Genomic DNA, 15,086 nt, shown 5'->3' with positions numbered 1-15,086 from the left:
TTTCAGGGGCGCGGGGAACTGCGCGACCAGCCCCCACCGGGCCGCAGACGGCATCAGTCCAGATAGCCCCTCAGTTGATCCGCAAATGCGTGATCCCGCAGCTTGTTCAGGGTCTTCGACTCGATCTGACGGATGCGCTCCCGGGTCACGCCGAAGATGCGGCCGATCTCCTCCAGCGTGCGGGGGCGGCCGTCCGCCAAGCCGTAGCGCAGCTGCACGACCTTCCGCTCGCGCTCGCCGAGCGTCGAAAGCACCGCCTCCAGATGCTCACGCAGCAGCAGGAACGCCGCCGACTCCACCGGCGAGGTGGCGTCGCCGTCCTCGATGAGGTCGCCGAGGGCCACGTCGTCCTCCTCGCCCACCGGGGCGTGCAGGGAGACGGGTTCCTGGGCCAGGCGGAGGACCTCGGTGACCCGCTCGGGGGGCAGGTCGAGGTGGTCGGCGACTTCTTCCGGCGTGGGCTCGTAGCCGCGTTCCTGCAGCATGCGGCGCTGGACGCGGACGACCCGGTTGATCAGCTCGACGACGTGGACCGGGACCCGTATGGTCCGGGCCTGGTCGGCGAGGGCTCGGGACATGGCCTGGCGGATCCACCAGGTGGCGTACGTCGAGAACTTGTAGCCGCGGGCGTAGTCGAACTTCTCAACTGCCCTGATCAGGCCCAGGTTTCCCTCCTGGACCAGGTCGAGCATGGTCAGCCCGCGGCCGACGTACCGCTTGGCCACGGACACGACGAGCCGCAGATTCGCCTCGATGAGGCGGCGCTTGGCCATCCGGCCCATGACGACCAGGCGGTCCAGGTCGAGGGCGAGCTGGCTGTCCAGGTCGGGGGCCGTGCTGAGCCTCTCCTCGGCGAACAGTCCGGCCTCGACACGGCGGGCCAGCTCGACCTCCTCGGCCGCGGTCAGCAGGGGGACACGGCCGATCTCGCGCAGGTACTGGCGGAACAGGTCCGAGGACGGGCCGCCGGTGTCGGCGGAGCGGGCACGCGGCGGTGCCACCGGCTCGGGGTCCTCCGCGGCCTCCAGCGCCTCGGCGGGCGGTTCGGCCGGCTCGGGCGGGCCCTCGGGCTCCGCCTCGGGGTGGTGCGCGACACGGGTCTGCGGGGGGACCGCGACGAGAACGTCGGTCGCGTCCGGCTCCGTGCCGTCCGTACTTGTGTCGGTCTGGGTGAGGGTCTGGGTCTGCACGGGGGCGACCTCCAGGATGATCGCTGCTGAGGTGTGCGGCAGCGCTGCTTCGGGAGCGGAGTCGACGGCCTCGCCGCTGTCCGTCCCGTACGCGATGAGCGGAACCGCGGGGTTGTGCGACCCGTGGGGGACGGGTCCGCCGCGCTCCGAGGACTCAGGCACCGGACCCAGTGTGGAGTACGACACATCGCCGCCACGAGGGGCGTGCGGTGACTTTTTGCAATCGTGCCGTGACCGCGCGGTTACCGCGGCGTACGCGAAGAGGTCAGAGGGCTGCGGCGCCGTGCTCGCGCAGCGCCTGGTCGTACTGCTGGAGCACCCACAACTCGTTCTGTACGGCGGCCAGTTGTGCCGGGTCGCCGTGGGTGCCGAGGCGGGTGAGGGTGCTCTGGATGTCGCGGACGCGGCGCTCCACGGCCCGGCGGCGGACGGTCACGAGTTGCTCGCCCGCATAGTTCTCGTCGACCGTGCGGCGCATGATCGCCTCGACGGCCAGCTCCGTGACCATCGCGCGGACCGTGTCGTCGGGTGCGGCCTCGCGGACCCGGACCAGGTAGTCCTGCGCGTCCTGCACCCCGTACTCCGCGCCGCCCGCCTCCATGATCGCCTGGCGTACGGCGGCATAGGGCGCGGCGGTGAACTCGTCGATGCCGTAGGCGTCGAAGGCCGGGGAGACCAACTCGGGGCGCTGGAGGGCGAGTTTGAGGAGTTCGCGTTCGGTGGCGTAGACCGGGTTGCGGAGGTTGAGGGCGGGGCCGGACGGGCCCGAGGAGCGGGGCGCGGCCTCGTACGACTGTGGGCCGCGCGCCGGGGCCGGGCCCTTGCCGCCGCGGTCGCGGGCCCAACGGGCCAGCTGGGCCACCCGCTTGACCACGAACTGGGTGTCCAGGATGCCGAGCATGCCGGCGAGCTGGACGGCGACCTCGTGCTGGGCGCCGCTGTTCTTGATGCGGGCGACGATGGGTGCCGCCTCGTCCAGGGCGGCGGCCCGGCCGGCCGGGGTGTCGAGGTCGTAGCGGACGACGATCTGGCGCAGGGCGAACTCGAAGAGCGGCGTACGGGGCTCTACCAGGTCCGCGACCGCCTCGTCGCCCTTGGCCAGGCGGAGTTCGCAGGGGTCCATGCCGTCGGGGGCGATGGCGATGTAGGTCTCGGCGGCGAACTTCTGGTCGTCCTCGAAGGCGCGCAGGGCCGCCTTCTGGCCGGCCGCGTCGCCGTCGAAGGTGAAGATGACCCGTGCGCTGCCGTTGTCCATGAGCAGCCGGCGCAGGATCTTGATGTGGTCGCCGCCGAAGGCCGTGCCGCAGGTCGCGATCGCGGTGGTGACGCCGGCCAGGTGGCAGGCCATCACGTCGGTGTAGCCCTCGACGACCACGGCTCGGCTGGCCTTGGCGATGTCCTTCTTCGCCAGGTCGATGCCGTACAGGACCTGGGACTTCTTGTAGATCGCCGTGTCGGGGGTGTTCAGGTACTTGGGGCCGTTGTCCGCCTCGTACAGCTTGCGGGCGCCGAAGCCGACGACGTCTCCGCCGATGTCGCGGATCGGCCACATCAGGCGGCCGCGGAAGCGGTCGATGGGGCCGCGGCGGCCCTCCTGGGAGAGTCCGGAGAGCAGGAGTTCCTTGTCGGTGAAGCCCTTGCCGCGCAGAAAGCGGGTGAGGTGGTCCCAGCCCTGGGGGCTGTAGCCGACCGAGAAGTGCTCGGCGGCGGACTGGTCGAAGCCGCGCTCGGCGAGGAACTTGCGGCCGGTGTCGGCCTCAGGACTGGTCGCGAGCTGTTCGACGTACCACTGTGCGGCGATCTTGTGGGCCTCGACCAGGCGGATGCGCTCGCCGCGCTGGTGGGACGGGTTGTACCCGCCCTCCTCGTAGCGCAGGGTGATGCCGGCCTGGCCGGCCAGGCGCTCGACCGCCTCGGAGAAGGAGAGGTGGTCGACCTTCATCACGAACGTGATGGTGTCGCCGCCCTCCTGGCAGCCGAAGCAGTGGAAGAGCCCCTTGCTCGGGCTGACCTGGAAGGACGGCGACTTCTCGTCGTGGAACGGGCACAGGCCCTTGAGGTTGCCCCCGCCCGCGTTGCGCAGCTGGAGGTACTCGGACACGACGGCGTCGATCGGGACCGCGTCCCGTACCGCCTTCACGTCCTCGTCGTTGATCCGTCCTGCCACGTGGTGATTCTACGGGGACGGACTGACAGCCTCGGTTCTCAGGAGACGAGGCTTTCGAGCGGAACGTGCGGGTCCGCCAGGGCCTCCGTGTTCACCTGTGTCTTCGAGCGGATCAGTTTCTGGATGGGCTCTGTGACGTCCCACACGTTCACGTTCATCCCGGCCAGCACCCGGCCTTCCTTGATCCAGAAGGAGATGAACTGACGCTTGCCCGCGTCCCCCCGGATCACCACTTCGTCGTACGACCCCGCGGGCGCCCACCCGCTGTACTCCATCCCCAAGTCGTACTGGTCGGAGAAGAAATAGGGCACACGGTCGTAGGTGACGTCCCGGCCCAGCATCGCGCGGGCCGCCGCCGGGCCGCCGTTGAGGGCGTTGGCCCAGTGCTCGACGCGGAGGTGGGTGCCGAAGAGGGCGTGCGGGAAGGACGCCACGTCGCCGGCCGCGTAGATGTCCGGGTCGGAGGTGCGCAGGCGCTCGTCGACCACTACGCCGCCGCCGTGTGCGCGGTCGGCGATCTCCAGGCCGGCGGCTTCCGCGAGGCCGATGCGGGGGGCCGCGCCGATCGCCGCGAGAACGTCGTGCGCGGGGTGCTCCTCGCCGTCGTCGGTGCGGGCCGCCAGGACCATGCCGTCCTGGCCGACGATCTCCGTCAGCTGTGCGCCGAAGTGGAAGCGGACGCCGTGCTCGCGGTGCAGCTCGGCGAAGAGGCCTCCGAGCTCGGGGCCGAGGACCCCGTGCAGCGGGGTCTGCAGGGGTTCGACGACGGTGACCTCGGCGCCGTACTCGCGGGCCGCCGCGGCGACCTCAAGACCGATCCAGCCGGCGCCGGCGATCACGATGTGCCCGTTGTCCCGGCCGAGGGAGGTCAGCACGTGCCTGAGCCGCTCGGCGTGGGCGAGGCGGCGCAGGTGGTGGACGCCGGCCAGGTCGGTCCCGGGGATGTCGAGGCGGCGCGGCTCCGCACCCGTCGCCAGCAGCAGCTTGTCGTAACGGACGAGCGTGCCGTCCTCGCCGAAGCGGACGGTCTTCGCCTCGCGGTCGATGGCGTCGACGGTCTCGCCGAGGTGCAGCTCGATGTCGTTCTGCGCGTACCAGGCCGGCTCGTGCACGAAGACGCTGTCGCGCTCCTTCTTGCCGAGCAGATAGCCCTTGGACAGGGGAGGGCGCTCGTACGGGTGGTCGCGTTCGTCGCAGATCAGTATCACGCGCCCGGTGAAGCCCTCCGCTCGGAGCGTCTCGGCCGCTTTCGCGCCGGCGAGACCGCCTCCGACGATGACGAATGTCTGATCCGCGTCGACCACTTGATGCCTCCTACGGGGGTCTGGGGGGTGTCTCCCCAGAAAACAACCAGCGTTTGGCGCCACATGCGAGCGTCCCGCACGGAGCGTGAGGGGGGAAGAGGGAGTGGTCCGATCAGGCCACGGAGGGTCACATTCGGGCTCGTTCGGAGTCCCCCGCGTCCCGTCAGTCTCACAGATGCCCCGTCAGCCGCGCGTGAAGTGAACGGGCCGATGCGTCGGTGAGGGAGGCGATCTGGTCGACGATCACCCGCTTGCGGGCGCGGTCGTCGCCTGCCTGGTCGAACAGGGCGCGGAACTGGGGGTCCAGGCCGTCCGGGGCGCGGGCGGTGAGCGCCTCGGCCAGCTCGGCGACCACGATCCGCTGGTCGGCCCGCAGCAGCTCCTGTTCGGCGCGCTGCATGACGTACCGGTCGGCGACGGCCTTGAGGACCGCGCATTCCAGGCGCGTCTCGTGCGGTACGACGAGTTCGGCGCCGTAGCGGGTGAGGCGGCCGGTGCCGTACGCCGCGCGCGTGGCGGTCTCGGCGGCGAGGCAGAAGCGGCCGATGAGCTGGCTGGTGGCGTCCTTGAGGCGGGCCTGGGCGACCGCGGAACCGTCGTAGCCGTGCGGCCACCACTCCTGGTCCTGGAGGCGGTCCAGGGCGGCGGCCAGCTCGGCCGGGTCGGTGCCGGCGGGGACGTAGCGTCCGACGGCGACCGCGAAGACCGCCTGACGTTCGGGCTCCGCGTGCAGGCAGTTGGGGTCGATGTGGCCGGCGTGCAGGCCGTCCTCGACGTCGTGCACCGAGTACGCCACGTCGTCCGACCAGTCCATGACCTGGGCCTCGAAGGTGGTGCGGGTGCCTGGGGCGTCCTTGCGGACCCAGTCGAAGACGGGGCGGTCGTCCTCGTAGACGCCGAACTTGGGGGAGGCCGGGTCGGTGGGGTGGGCGCCCCGGGGCCAGGGGTATTTGGTGGCGGCGTCCAGGGCGGCGCGGGTGAGGTTGAGGCCCACGGAGCCTTCTGGGGTGAACCGCTTGGGTTCGATGCGGGTGAGGAGGCGCAGCGACTGGGCGTTGCCCTCGAAGCCGCCGCAGTCCTCGGCGAATTCGTTCAGGGCCTGTTCGCCGTTGTGGCCGAAGGGGGGGTGGCCGAGGTCGTGGGAGAGGCAGGCGGCTTCCACCAGGTCGGGGTCGCAGCCCAGGGCCGCGCCGAGCTCCCGGCCTACCTGGGCGCACTCCAGGGAGTGGGTGAGGCGGGTTCTGGGACTGGCGTCCCAAGCCTGGCTGCGGGTTCCCGGGGTGACGACCTGGGTTTTGCCTGCCAGGCGGCGGAGCGCTGAGCTGTGCAGGATGCGGGCGCGGTCGCGTTGGAAGGCTGTGCGGCCGGGGCGTTTGTCGGGTTCGGGGGCCCAGCGTTCTGTTGACTGCGCGTCGTACGACATGTCTCGACAGTAAGCGCAGGCAGTGACAATTGGGGTGTGCCTACTCGTCTGCCGGGTTCTGTTGTGTTGCGGGTGCGGGTTCGTTGTGGTTGATCGCGCCCACGCGGCGGAGCCGCACATCGATACAGCCCCGCGCCCCTGAAGGAACTGCGGTCGTCCCCCCGCTCTAAGCCGACGCCAACTCCGGTTCCGTTGTCGTTACCGGGGTTGCCAGTGCCTGGTCGTAGCGGTGGAGTACGAGCTTCGCCATCGCGGGGTGTGTGCCCAGCGGTGCCGACGCGATCCAAGGTGCCGCCTCTGCGGATTCCGTGGCGAAGCGGCCGGGTGCTGTGAAGTAGGAGGCCACCGCCACCCGGTGTCGGCCGTTCGCCGCCAGGGCGCGGATGGCGTCCGGGACCGTCGGGGCGGCTGTGGTGGCGTAGGCCGGGACCACCGGGACGCCCAGGCGCTCCGACAGCAGCTGGGCCGTGCGGTTGGTGTCGATCTTGGACTCCGGGTCGCGGGAGCCTGCTGCGGCGAGGACTACGGCGCTCCTGCGGCGGGTGGTGTCGGCCATGCTCGTGCACCAGCCGGCCTCGACCAGGCGGTCGTGCAGGGTCTCCACCAGGAGGGGGTGCGGGCCGAGGGCGCCGGCCACGCGCGCGCGTACCTGCGATGCGGCGGCCATCTCGGGGATGTCCCGCTTGATGTGGTAGCCGCGGCTGAGGAGGAGGGGGACGAGGACGGCCTCGCGGGTGCCGAGCGTCGCGAGGGTGTCGGGGAGCAGCGGGTCGTTCAGCTCTATGTGGCCGAGGTGGACCGGGATGCCGGGGCGCTGCTCGCGGACGCGGTCCAGGAGCGTACGGACGGTGCTCAGGGCGCGCGGGTCGCGGCTGCCGTGCGCGACGACGACGAGCGCGGGCGGGCCCGGGCGTCGCCTGCCGTTCAGGGAGACGAGGCTGAGCTGGCTGGCGAGCTGGCTGCTGATCCGGTTCATGAGGTGCGCCGTACTGTCGAGGTGGGCGGCCGGGGACTCGTCGCGAGGAGGGTTCGACGCCGTCATGGACCGATGGTGGCGGCCGGAGGTTGCCGCCCCGTTGCATGAGAATGACGGGTGTTTTCCGGCGGTTCACGGTGGGGTGCGTGGGGTGTGTGAGGGGATCTGACCTGCGGTTTCATCTCTCGTAGTGAAGCTGGTCACGTATCGTGTGCCGAACCGCGGAGCCTGACAGGACGTCTCTGACTGTCGAAAAGCAGGCCCAAGAAGGGGGACCGATGCGCAGACCACGCCTGCCACGCACGCGTGCCGGGCAGCGGAGGCTGGTGCAGGCCGTGATGGCCGGGTGTGTGCTGGCGCTGCTGCCGGTGACCTGGTTGTACGTCACGACGGGTGACCGGCTGCGGACGTCCGCCGACGCGCCGCGCACGGAGGTCGCCGTGGTCTTCGGCGCGGGCCTGTGGAACGGTGAGCCGTCCCCGTACCTCGCGAACCGTCTGAAGGCGGCCGCCGAGCTGTATCGCGAGGGTCGTGTCGAGGTCGTCCTCGTCACCGGGGACAACAGCCGCAAGGACTACGACGAGCCCGACGCCATGCGCACGTATCTGAAGAAGCACGGTGTGCCGGACGGGCGGATCGTCAGCGACTACGCGGGCTTCGACACCTGGGACTCCTGCGTCCGCGCCAAGAAGATCTTCGGCGTCGACAGGGCCGTGCTCATCAGCCAGGGCTTCCACATCCGGCGGGCGGTCGCCCTGTGCGAGGCGGCGGGTGTCGACTCGTACGGCATCGGGGTCGACGCCAAGCACGACGTGACCTGGTACTACGGCGGTACCCGTGAGATCTTCGCGGCCGGCAAGGCGGTCCTGGACGCCGTGTTCCATCCGGACCCGCAGTTCCTCGGGCCGAAGGAGGAGGGGGTCGCGAAGGCGCTGGCCGAGGCGCGGTGAAGGGCGCCTCACCGCCGCTCCCGGCCGGCCGGGAGGTCGCCGTGCCGCCTGTGTAACAAGGAGCCGTCCCGCATGTAACACAGCCGAAGCACGCTGAGTGGCATGCAGATCTCCGCGACGCCCACGCACTGCCCGTACTGCGCCCTGCAGTGCGGGATGAACCTGACGCCCGCGCCGGACGGCACGGTCGAGGTGAGTGAGCGCGCGGACTTCCCGGTGAACCGTGGCGCACTGTGCGGCAAGGGCCGTACCGCGCCGGCCGTGCTCTCGTCCCGGGTGCGCCTGACCTCGCCGTTGGTGCGCTCCGCGGGCACTCTGGTGCCCGCCACCTGGGACGAGGCACTGGGCCGTGTCGCCGAGGGCCTGCACCGGACGCGTACGGAACATGGCCCGGACGCGGTCGGCGTCTTCGGCGGCGGCGGCCTCACCAACGAGAAGGCGTACACGCTCGGCAAGTTCGCCCGGGTGGTGCTCGGCACCTCGCAGATCGACTACAACGGGCGGTTCTGCATGTCGTCGGCCGCGGCGGCCGGCACGAAGGCGTTCGGGCTCGACCGGGGGCTGCCCTTCCCGCTGGAGGACATCCCGAGGACGGGCTGTGTGATCCTGGTCGGCTCGAACCTCGCGGAGACCATGCCGCCCTCGCTGCGGTTCTTCAACGAGCTCAAGGAGAACGGCGGCACGCTGATCGTCGTCGACCCGCGCCGCACGAAGACCGCCGAGCAGGCCGACCTGCATCTGGCGCCGAGGCCCGGCACGGATCTCGCGCTGGCGCTCGGTCTGCTGCACCTGGTCGTGGCCGAGGGCCGCGTCGACGAGGCGTACGTCCAGGAGCGCACGGCCGGCTGGGAGGACGCCCGGGCGGCGGCGATGGCGCACTGGCCGGAGTACGTGGAACGGATCACGGGGGTGTCCGTTCCCCAACTGCGGCAGGCCGTACGGCTGTTCTGCGAGCCCGAGAACGCGATGGTGCTGACCGCGCGCGGGCCCGAGCAGCAGTCCAAGGGCACGGACACGGTCGGCGCGTGGATCAACCTGTGCCTGGCGACCGGCCGCGCGGGCCGCCCGCTGTCCGGGTACGGCTGTCTGACCGGGCAGGGCAACGGACAGGGCGGACGCGAACACGGCCAGAAGGCCGACCAGTTGCCCGGCTACCGCAAGCTGGACGACCCGGCGGCGCGGCGGCACGTGGCCGCGGTGTGGGGCGTGGACCCGGACTCGCTTCCCGGGCCGGGGCGCAGCGCGTACGAGCTGCTGGACGCCTTGGGCACGGACATCAGGTCCCTGCTGCTGATGGGGTCCAACCCGGTCGTCTCGGCGCCGCGTGCCGCGCACGTCGAGGAACGCGTCAAGTCGCTGGACTTCCTGGCGGTCTGCGATGTCGTCCTGTCGGAGACGGCGGCGCTTGCGGACGTCGTGCTGCCCGTCACCCAGTGGGCGGAGGAGACCGGCACGACGACCAACCTGGAGGGCAGGGTGCTGCTGCGGCGGCGCGCGATCACTCCTCCCGACGGTGTCCGCAGCGATCTGGAGGTCATGCACGAACTGGCCGACCGGCTCGGCGTGGAGAAGGGCTTCCCGACCGATCCGGAGGAGGTCTTCGAGGAGCTGCGGCGGGCCAGCGCGGGTGGGCCGGCCGACTACTCGGGGATCACCTACCGCAGGCTGGCGGAGGAGAACGGGGTGTTCTGGCCGTGTCCGGCGGACCCGGAGGACGGCGCGGACACCTCCGCCGCCCAGGAGGTCTCCGCGGACGCCCACCCCGGCACCCCCCGCCTCTTCCTCGACCGCTTCGCCACCCCCGACGGCCGGGCCCGCTTCGTCCCCGTCTCGCACCGGGCCTCCGCCGAGGAGCCGGACGACGAGTACCCGGTGCTGCTGACCACCGGCCGGGTCGTCGCCCAGTACCAGTCCGGCGCCCAGACCCGCCGCGTGGACGAGCTGAACGCCGCGGCGCCGGGCCCGTTCGTCGAGCTGCACCCGCGGCTCGCTGCGCGGCTCGGGGCGGCCGAGGGCGACCCGGTGGCGGTGGTCTCCCGCCGGGGACGGGCCGTCGCACCGGCCCGCATCACCACCTCGATCCGCCCGGACACGGTCTTCATGCCCTTCCACTGGCCGGGCGAGGGCCGCGCCAACACGCTGACCAACCCTGCCCTCGACCCGACCTCACGCATGCCGGAGTTCAAGACGTGTGCGGTGCGGCTGGAGACGGTTCAGCCGTAGCAGGGGCAGGCGGACTCATCTGACCCGCCAGTCGCCGCTCTCGATCAGCTTCCCGCGGGCGCGCAGACGGGCGGCGACCGTGGGGGCGGCGACATATACCCACGCGCGTACGGCCGTGTCACCGCCCTCGGCCGTGCCGTCCCCGTCGCGGATCACCTCCCGTTCGACGCGCTCGTAGAGGTTGCGCGGATCACCCGGGGCGTACTCCTCCAGCCGGTCGAGGGCGATGAGCAACTCCTCGTACATCTCCGGCATTGCGGTCACGAGTTCCCCGTACACCACCCCGCCGCGCTCCTCGACGGCGTACGGATAGCCGGGACCGTCGTACAGGACCGCGCTGTTCAGCCGTGCCGGCTCCTCGACCTCTGTGCGACCGCGCAGGAACAGATCGTGGTTGACCTCGCCGGGGAGGAGGGTGCCGTAGACGAAGAACGGGAGTCTCACAAAAACGATTCTCTCTCCTCACACTCCCCCTCCCATACCTCCCGGTACGCGCTATGGACCTCGCCATGTCATGACCCCTTGAATCGTCGTCAACACCTGCGCGCTCCCCCCACGCCCTCCGCGCGCCCCCACGCGCCCTTTGGCGCCTTCTCGAGGAGATCGATGAGCCGGATACGTATCGACGTCCGAGGTTCCCGTCGGCTCGCCGCCCTCGGCGTGGCCGCCACCACCGCCAGTCTCCTGGCAGCGGCACTCTCCCCCGCCGCGGTGGCCGACGAACAACCGACCAGGGCGGGCGCGATCGCGAACGCGGCATCGGCGCTCCTGGCGCACGCCGCGGGCCTCGGGCTCACCTCCGACGAGGGCACGAAGGTGCGGGACGTGATCGTCGACAAGGACGGCACGCAGCATGTGCGCTACGACCGGACGTACCGTCAACTACCGGTGCTCGGCGGCGACTTCGTGGTCCACATGGCCTCGGACGGAACGTACCGCAGCGCGAACCGGGCGACCCGGAGCAAGATATCCCTCGCCTCGATCGTCCCCTCCATATCGGCTCCGAAGGCCGCCGACCTCGCGGCGAACGCCCTGCGCGCGGTCAACCTCGGCCAGACCCTGAAGAAGCTGACGGCCAGGCCGGAGCTGGTCGTCGACGCCCTGCACGGAACGCCGAAGCTGGCGTGGCGGACGAAGGTCGCGGCCAAGGACTCCCTGGGCAACCCGGTCTCCCGCACGGTTCTCACGGACGCCCGCACCGGCCATCAGATCGACGCCTGGGACGACATCGAGACGGCGACCGGCGACGGCAAGTCGCTGTACAGCGGCACGGTGCCGCTGGAGACGACGCTGTCGGGATCGACGTACCAGCTCAAGGACGCGACGCGCGGCGGCACGTACACGGGTGACGCGGGGAACCAGACGGACCTGTGTTTCCTGACCAGCATCTGCGTCAGCCGTGCCCCGTCGACCGTGTTCACGGACGCGGACAACCACTGGGGGTCGGGCACGGACGCCGACCGCGCCTCCGCCGCCGTGGACGCCCAGTACGGCACCAACATGACCTGGGACTTCTACAAGAACTCCTTCGGCCGCAACGGCATCGCGAACGACGGCAAGGGCTCCTACAACCGCGTCCACTACGGCAACAAGTACAACAACGCCTTCTGGGACGACAGTTGCTTCTGCATGACGTACGGCGACGGTGACGGCACCAGCCTCGGCCCGCTGGTCGGCCTGGACGTGGCCGGCCACGAGATGACGCACGGCGTCACCTCCAAGACGGCGGCCCTGACGTACTCGGGCGAGTCAGGCGGTCTGAACGAGGCGACGTCCGACATCCTCGGCACGCTGGTGGAGTGGTACGCCAACAACCCGTCGGACCCCGGGGACTATCTGATCGGCGAGAAGATCGTGCGGCCGGGATTCGGCCAGGCCGCCCTGCGCTACATGGACAAGCCCTCCAAGGACGGCAAGTCGGCCGACTACTGGAGCTCGTCGGTGGGCAACCTCGACGTCCACTACTCCTCGGGCGTCGCCAACCACTTCGCCTACCTCCTGGCGGAGGGCAGCGGCGCGAAGACCATCAACGGCGTCAGCTACGACTCCCCAACCTCCAACGGCAAGGCGGTGACGGGAATCGGCCGGGACAAGCTCGGCCAGATCTGGTACCGGGCGCTGACGGTCTACATGACGTCCTCGACGAACTACGCGGGGGCGCGTACGGCGACCTTGAACGCGGCGAAGGATCTGTACGGGGTGGGGAGCACGGAGTACAACGCGGTGGCGGCGGCTTGGAGTGCCGTCAACGTGAACTGAGCCCGCACCGGGCACACGATGCGACCGCCTCGGCCTTCGGGCCGGGGCGGCTGTGTGCCGTGCCCCCTGTCGCTTCCGGTTCGCCGCCCCGGGGCCAGTCCGGCACAACAGCCACCCCGGGTACGCCTATCCCCCGTACGGCCGCCTCTCCCGCGCCTCCCGCAACCCCCTCCACCACCACACCAGCTGATCCAGCATCACCTTTGCCGCCGCCTCCGGGCCCGACGGGTCCTTGAGGCGTCCCTCCTCGAAGGACGCGCCCGCGTTGTGGAAGGACACCGTGTCGCGGAGGGTGACGGCGTGGAGTTCCGCGAAGACCTGGCGGAGGTGTTCGACCGCGCGCAGGCCGCCCGAGACGCCGCCGTAGGAGACGAGGGCTACGGGCTTGGCCTGCCATTCGGTGTAGTGCCAGTCGATGAGGTTCTTGAGGCCGGCCGGGTAGGAGTGGTTGTACTCGGGGGTGAGCACGACGAAGGCGTCGGCGGCCGCGAGTTTCGGGGTGATGGAGGAGCGTGCCGCGACCGCCTCGGAGGTCGGGGCGAAGGTCGTGGGCAGGTCCGCTTCGGCCACGTCGACGACCTCGGGGAGCAGGTCGTCGCGGTCGCGCATATGGTCCAGGAGCCAGTCGGCCACGACAGGGCCGAAGCGGCCGTGGCGATTGCTGCCGACGACGAGGGTGACGGCGAGAGGGGCTTCGGTTTCGTGGGTCGCATCTGTGGTCTGCATGCGATCCAGCCTCGTACCTCAACCTTTCTTGAGGTCAAGCCTGCACCGTGATCACCGGGTCACCCGTTCACACGCGCGCCCTGCGCCCATCGGGTGCTGTTGCATGCGGCTCCTGCCTCACGCCGGTGACCTGCTGAAAGTCCGCCCGAGGGGCCGCACCGCGCACGGATCTGACACCCATTCACCGCATTTCTGACAGACCTTCAGGAAGCGGTCTCGCGCAGCTGGCACTTACCTCGGAAGGGCAGGGGACACCGAAGAGAGCTCGGAGGAGCATCGATGCGACGTACCGCCCGTCTGCTGACCGGTACCGCCCTCGCCGTCGCAGCCGCGGGCTTCGTGGCCGCGCCCGCGTACGCCGACGACGACGGCGGCGGCGGCGGTCTGGAGGTGTTCCCCTCCCAGGCCGTGCCGGGCACCCAGATCACGGTGAACACCGCGGAGTGCGGTACGGAGGCTACGGCGGCGGGCGACGCCGGAGCGGTGGGGGCCGGTGTCTTCACCCTGGCGCCGAGTGCGCACGACGGTGAGGCGGTCGGGCAGTTCCGGGTGCCGCCGAGCGCGCAGCCGGGGACGTACGAGATCGTCGCGCAGTGCGCCGAGGGCGACCGGCAGGTCACGGGCGACCTGGTGGTGACCCTGACGGCGGGCCACGGGCAGGAGCCCCGCGGAAGTGTGAAGACGGGGGTCGGCGGCGCCCTGGGCCCCGATCCCGTGCAGACCGCGGCGGGCGTGACGGCTCTCGCCGTTGCCGCCGCGGGCGGTACCTGGCTCCTGCATCGCCGGGCGAGAGGCGACGGGATCTGACGGACACCCTCCGCTGTCCGTCCGCCGGTACCGCATGTCCCTCCCCCTCCGGGTCCGATGCCCCTCGCGGCTCGGAGGGGGCCGGGTACGACCGCTCGAGTCAGGTAGGAGGCTCGCGTGCGCAGAGTCAGCAACGGCGCGATAGGGACCGTCACCGTGGTCGCCCTGTGCTCCGGCGCGTGGCTGCTCGGTGGGGGCGCGGGGATGCACGCCCCACCGCAGCCGTCCGCCGCGCAGGCGGCCCGCACCGGCCACGGCGGCCGGCCGCCCGGCGCGCCCGCGCTGCCGCCGTCCCCGCCGGACCGCATCCGCATCCCGTCGATCCACGTGGACGCGCCCCTCATGGGCCTCGCGCTCACCCCGTCCGGCAGCCTCGGCGTGCCGCCCGCCGCGAAGCGGAACCTCGCGGGCTGGTACGAGGCCGGCACCACCCCCGGGGAGAGGGGGACCGCCGTCGTCGCGGGCCATGTCGACAACGCCGACGGCCCCGCCGTCTTCTACGACCTCGGCGCCCTGAAGAAGGGCAGCCGCATCGAGGTGGACCGGCGGGACGGCAGCACGGCGCTGTTCTCGGTGGACGCGGTCGAGGTGTACGACGCCGAGCACTTCCCCGACGAGAAGGTGTACGGCGCCTCGGACCGCCCCGAGCTGCGCGTGATCACCTGCGGCGGGGGGTATTCGCGGTCGACCGGCTACGAGGGAAACGTGGTCGTGTTCGCGCACCTCACCGCGAGCCGCTGAGGACGGCTGCCGCGAGGCGCTGAGGACGACCACCACGAGCCCCCGAGCACCGCCTCCGCGATCGTACGGACGCAGCCCAGCGACTCCGCGTGCGTGGCGCCCACCCCGATGTCGTCCCACTCACGATCGACCAGCCCCGGGCAACGGATCGCGCTCGCGCACCTCACCGCGAGCCGCTGAGGACGGCTGCCGCGAGGCGCTGAGGACGACCACCACGAGCCGCCGAGCACCGCCTCCGCGATCGTACGGACGCAGCCCAGCGACTCCGCGTGCGTGGCGCCCACCCCGATGTCGTCCCACTCACGATCGACCAGCCCCGT

General features: G+C 71.1%; 13 protein-coding genes. 5 read left to right on the top strand and 8 right to left on the bottom strand.

Features of this window, described 5'->3' with window-relative positions:
* Positions 1-53: 53 nt before the first annotated feature.
* From ACFY1U_RS01195 to ACFY1U_RS01175, 5 genes are all read right to left on the bottom strand, one after another.
* Positions 54-1,352 carry an RNA polymerase sigma factor gene (locus ACFY1U_RS01195; RefSeq protein ID WP_390692062.1) on the bottom strand — a complete coding sequence of 433 codons (1,299 nt, stop codon included), beginning with the start codon at positions 1,350-1,352 and terminating at the stop codon, positions 54-56.
* A gap of 103 nt (positions 1,353-1,455) precedes the next feature.
* On the bottom strand, positions 1,456-3,357 hold the full coding sequence (dnaG, locus tag ACFY1U_RS01190; RefSeq protein ID WP_390692061.1) for a DNA primase: 1,902 nt from the start codon (positions 3,355-3,357) through the stop codon (positions 1,456-1,458).
* Positions 3,358-3,395: 38 nt separating this feature from the next.
* Positions 3,396-4,661, bottom strand: a complete 1,266-nt coding sequence (locus ACFY1U_RS01185) for an NAD(P)/FAD-dependent oxidoreductase (RefSeq protein WP_390692060.1) — start codon at positions 4,659-4,661, stop codon at positions 3,396-3,398.
* Positions 4,662-4,830: 169 nt separating this feature from the next.
* Positions 4,831-6,084: a deoxyguanosinetriphosphate triphosphohydrolase gene (locus ACFY1U_RS01180; RefSeq protein ID WP_390692059.1), complete on the bottom strand. Its 1,254-nt coding sequence runs from the start codon at positions 6,082-6,084 to the stop codon at positions 4,831-4,833.
* Positions 6,085-6,250: 166 nt separating this feature from the next.
* Positions 6,251-7,126, bottom strand: a complete 876-nt coding sequence (locus ACFY1U_RS01175; RefSeq protein ID WP_390692058.1) for a sirohydrochlorin chelatase — start codon at positions 7,124-7,126, stop codon at positions 6,251-6,253.
* Between the two features lie 212 nt (positions 7,127-7,338).
* Here ACFY1U_RS01175 and ACFY1U_RS01170 point away from each other — a divergent pair, with 212 nt between their 5' ends.
* Both ACFY1U_RS01170 and ACFY1U_RS01165 read left to right on the top strand, forming a co-directional pair.
* Entirely contained in the window at positions 7,339-8,010 is a 672-nt protein-coding gene (locus ACFY1U_RS01170; RefSeq protein ID WP_390692057.1) for a vancomycin high temperature exclusion protein, read from the top strand.
* Positions 8,011-8,112: 102 nt separating this feature from the next.
* Entirely contained in the window at positions 8,113-10,233 is a 2,121-nt protein-coding gene (locus ACFY1U_RS01165) for a molybdopterin oxidoreductase family protein (protein WP_390692056.1), read from the top strand.
* A 15-nt stretch (positions 10,234-10,248) separates the two neighbouring features.
* On the opposite strand, the gene ACFY1U_RS01160 is transcribed toward ACFY1U_RS01165, so the two are convergent.
* Positions 10,249-10,677, bottom strand: a complete 429-nt coding sequence (locus ACFY1U_RS01160; protein WP_390692055.1) for a gamma-glutamylcyclotransferase — start codon at positions 10,675-10,677, stop codon at positions 10,249-10,251.
* Between the two features lie 162 nt (positions 10,678-10,839).
* Here ACFY1U_RS01160 and ACFY1U_RS01155 point away from each other — a divergent pair, with 162 nt between their 5' ends.
* The gene (locus ACFY1U_RS01155; protein WP_390692054.1) at positions 10,840-12,492 is read left to right on the top strand and encodes a M4 family metallopeptidase; all 1,653 of its coding nucleotides are present in this window, start codon (positions 10,840-10,842) and stop codon (positions 12,490-12,492) included.
* Positions 12,493-12,618: 126 nt separating this feature from the next.
* Here the strand turns inward: ACFY1U_RS01155 and ACFY1U_RS01150 are convergent, their stop codons facing one another.
* On the bottom strand, positions 12,619-13,218 hold the full coding sequence (locus tag ACFY1U_RS01150) for an NADPH-dependent FMN reductase (RefSeq protein WP_390692053.1): 600 nt from the start codon (positions 13,216-13,218) through the stop codon (positions 12,619-12,621).
* A gap of 279 nt (positions 13,219-13,497) precedes the next feature.
* Between ACFY1U_RS01150 and ACFY1U_RS01145 the strand changes: the two genes are divergently transcribed.
* Positions 13,498-14,025: a hypothetical protein gene (locus ACFY1U_RS01145; RefSeq protein ID WP_390692052.1), complete on the top strand. Its 528-nt coding sequence runs from the start codon at positions 13,498-13,500 to the stop codon at positions 14,023-14,025.
* Positions 14,026-14,142: 117 nt separating this feature from the next.
* On the top strand, positions 14,143-14,766 hold the full coding sequence (locus tag ACFY1U_RS01140; RefSeq protein WP_390692050.1) for a class F sortase: 624 nt from the start codon (positions 14,143-14,145) through the stop codon (positions 14,764-14,766).
* Here the strand turns inward: ACFY1U_RS01140 and ACFY1U_RS01135 are convergent.
* A partial coding sequence (locus ACFY1U_RS01135; RefSeq protein ID WP_390692049.1) for a hypothetical protein occupies positions 14,718-15,086 on the bottom strand: 369 nt, incomplete at its 5' end. The two genes, ACFY1U_RS01140 and ACFY1U_RS01135, sit on opposite strands and share 49 nt — an antisense overlap.

The sequence above is a fragment of the Streptomyces sp. NPDC001351 genome (assembly GCF_042896045.1).
Classification (GTDB): Bacteria; Actinomycetota; Actinomycetes; order Streptomycetales; family Streptomycetaceae; genus Streptomyces.
Note: the sequence above shows the minus strand (reverse complement) of the source record. Positions and strands in the feature narration are given on the sequence as shown.

Bases quoted from the DNA above. Each gene is read 5' to 3' on its own strand.
- ACFY1U_RS01145 (WP_390692052.1), top strand. From the start codon at position 13,498: ATGCGACGTACCGCCCGTCTGCTGACCGGTACCGCCCTCGCCGTCGCA.
- ACFY1U_RS01165 (WP_390692056.1), top strand. From the start codon at position 8,113: ATGCAGATCTCCGCGACGCCCACGCACTGCCCGTACTGCGCCCTGCAG.
- ACFY1U_RS01180 (WP_390692059.1), bottom strand. From the start codon at position 6,084: ATGTCGTACGACGCGCAGTCAACAGAACGCTGGGCCCCCGAACCCGAC.
- ACFY1U_RS01155 (WP_390692054.1), top strand. From the start codon at position 10,840: ATGAGCCGGATACGTATCGACGTCCGAGGTTCCCGTCGGCTCGCCGCC.
- ACFY1U_RS01150 (WP_390692053.1), bottom strand. From the start codon at position 13,218: ATGCAGACCACAGATGCGACCCACGAAACCGAAGCCCCTCTCGCCGTC.
- ACFY1U_RS01170 (WP_390692057.1), top strand. From the start codon at position 7,339: ATGCGCAGACCACGCCTGCCACGCACGCGTGCCGGGCAGCGGAGGCTG.
- ACFY1U_RS01175 (WP_390692058.1), bottom strand. From the start codon at position 7,126: ATGACGGCGTCGAACCCTCCTCGCGACGAGTCCCCGGCCGCCCACCTC.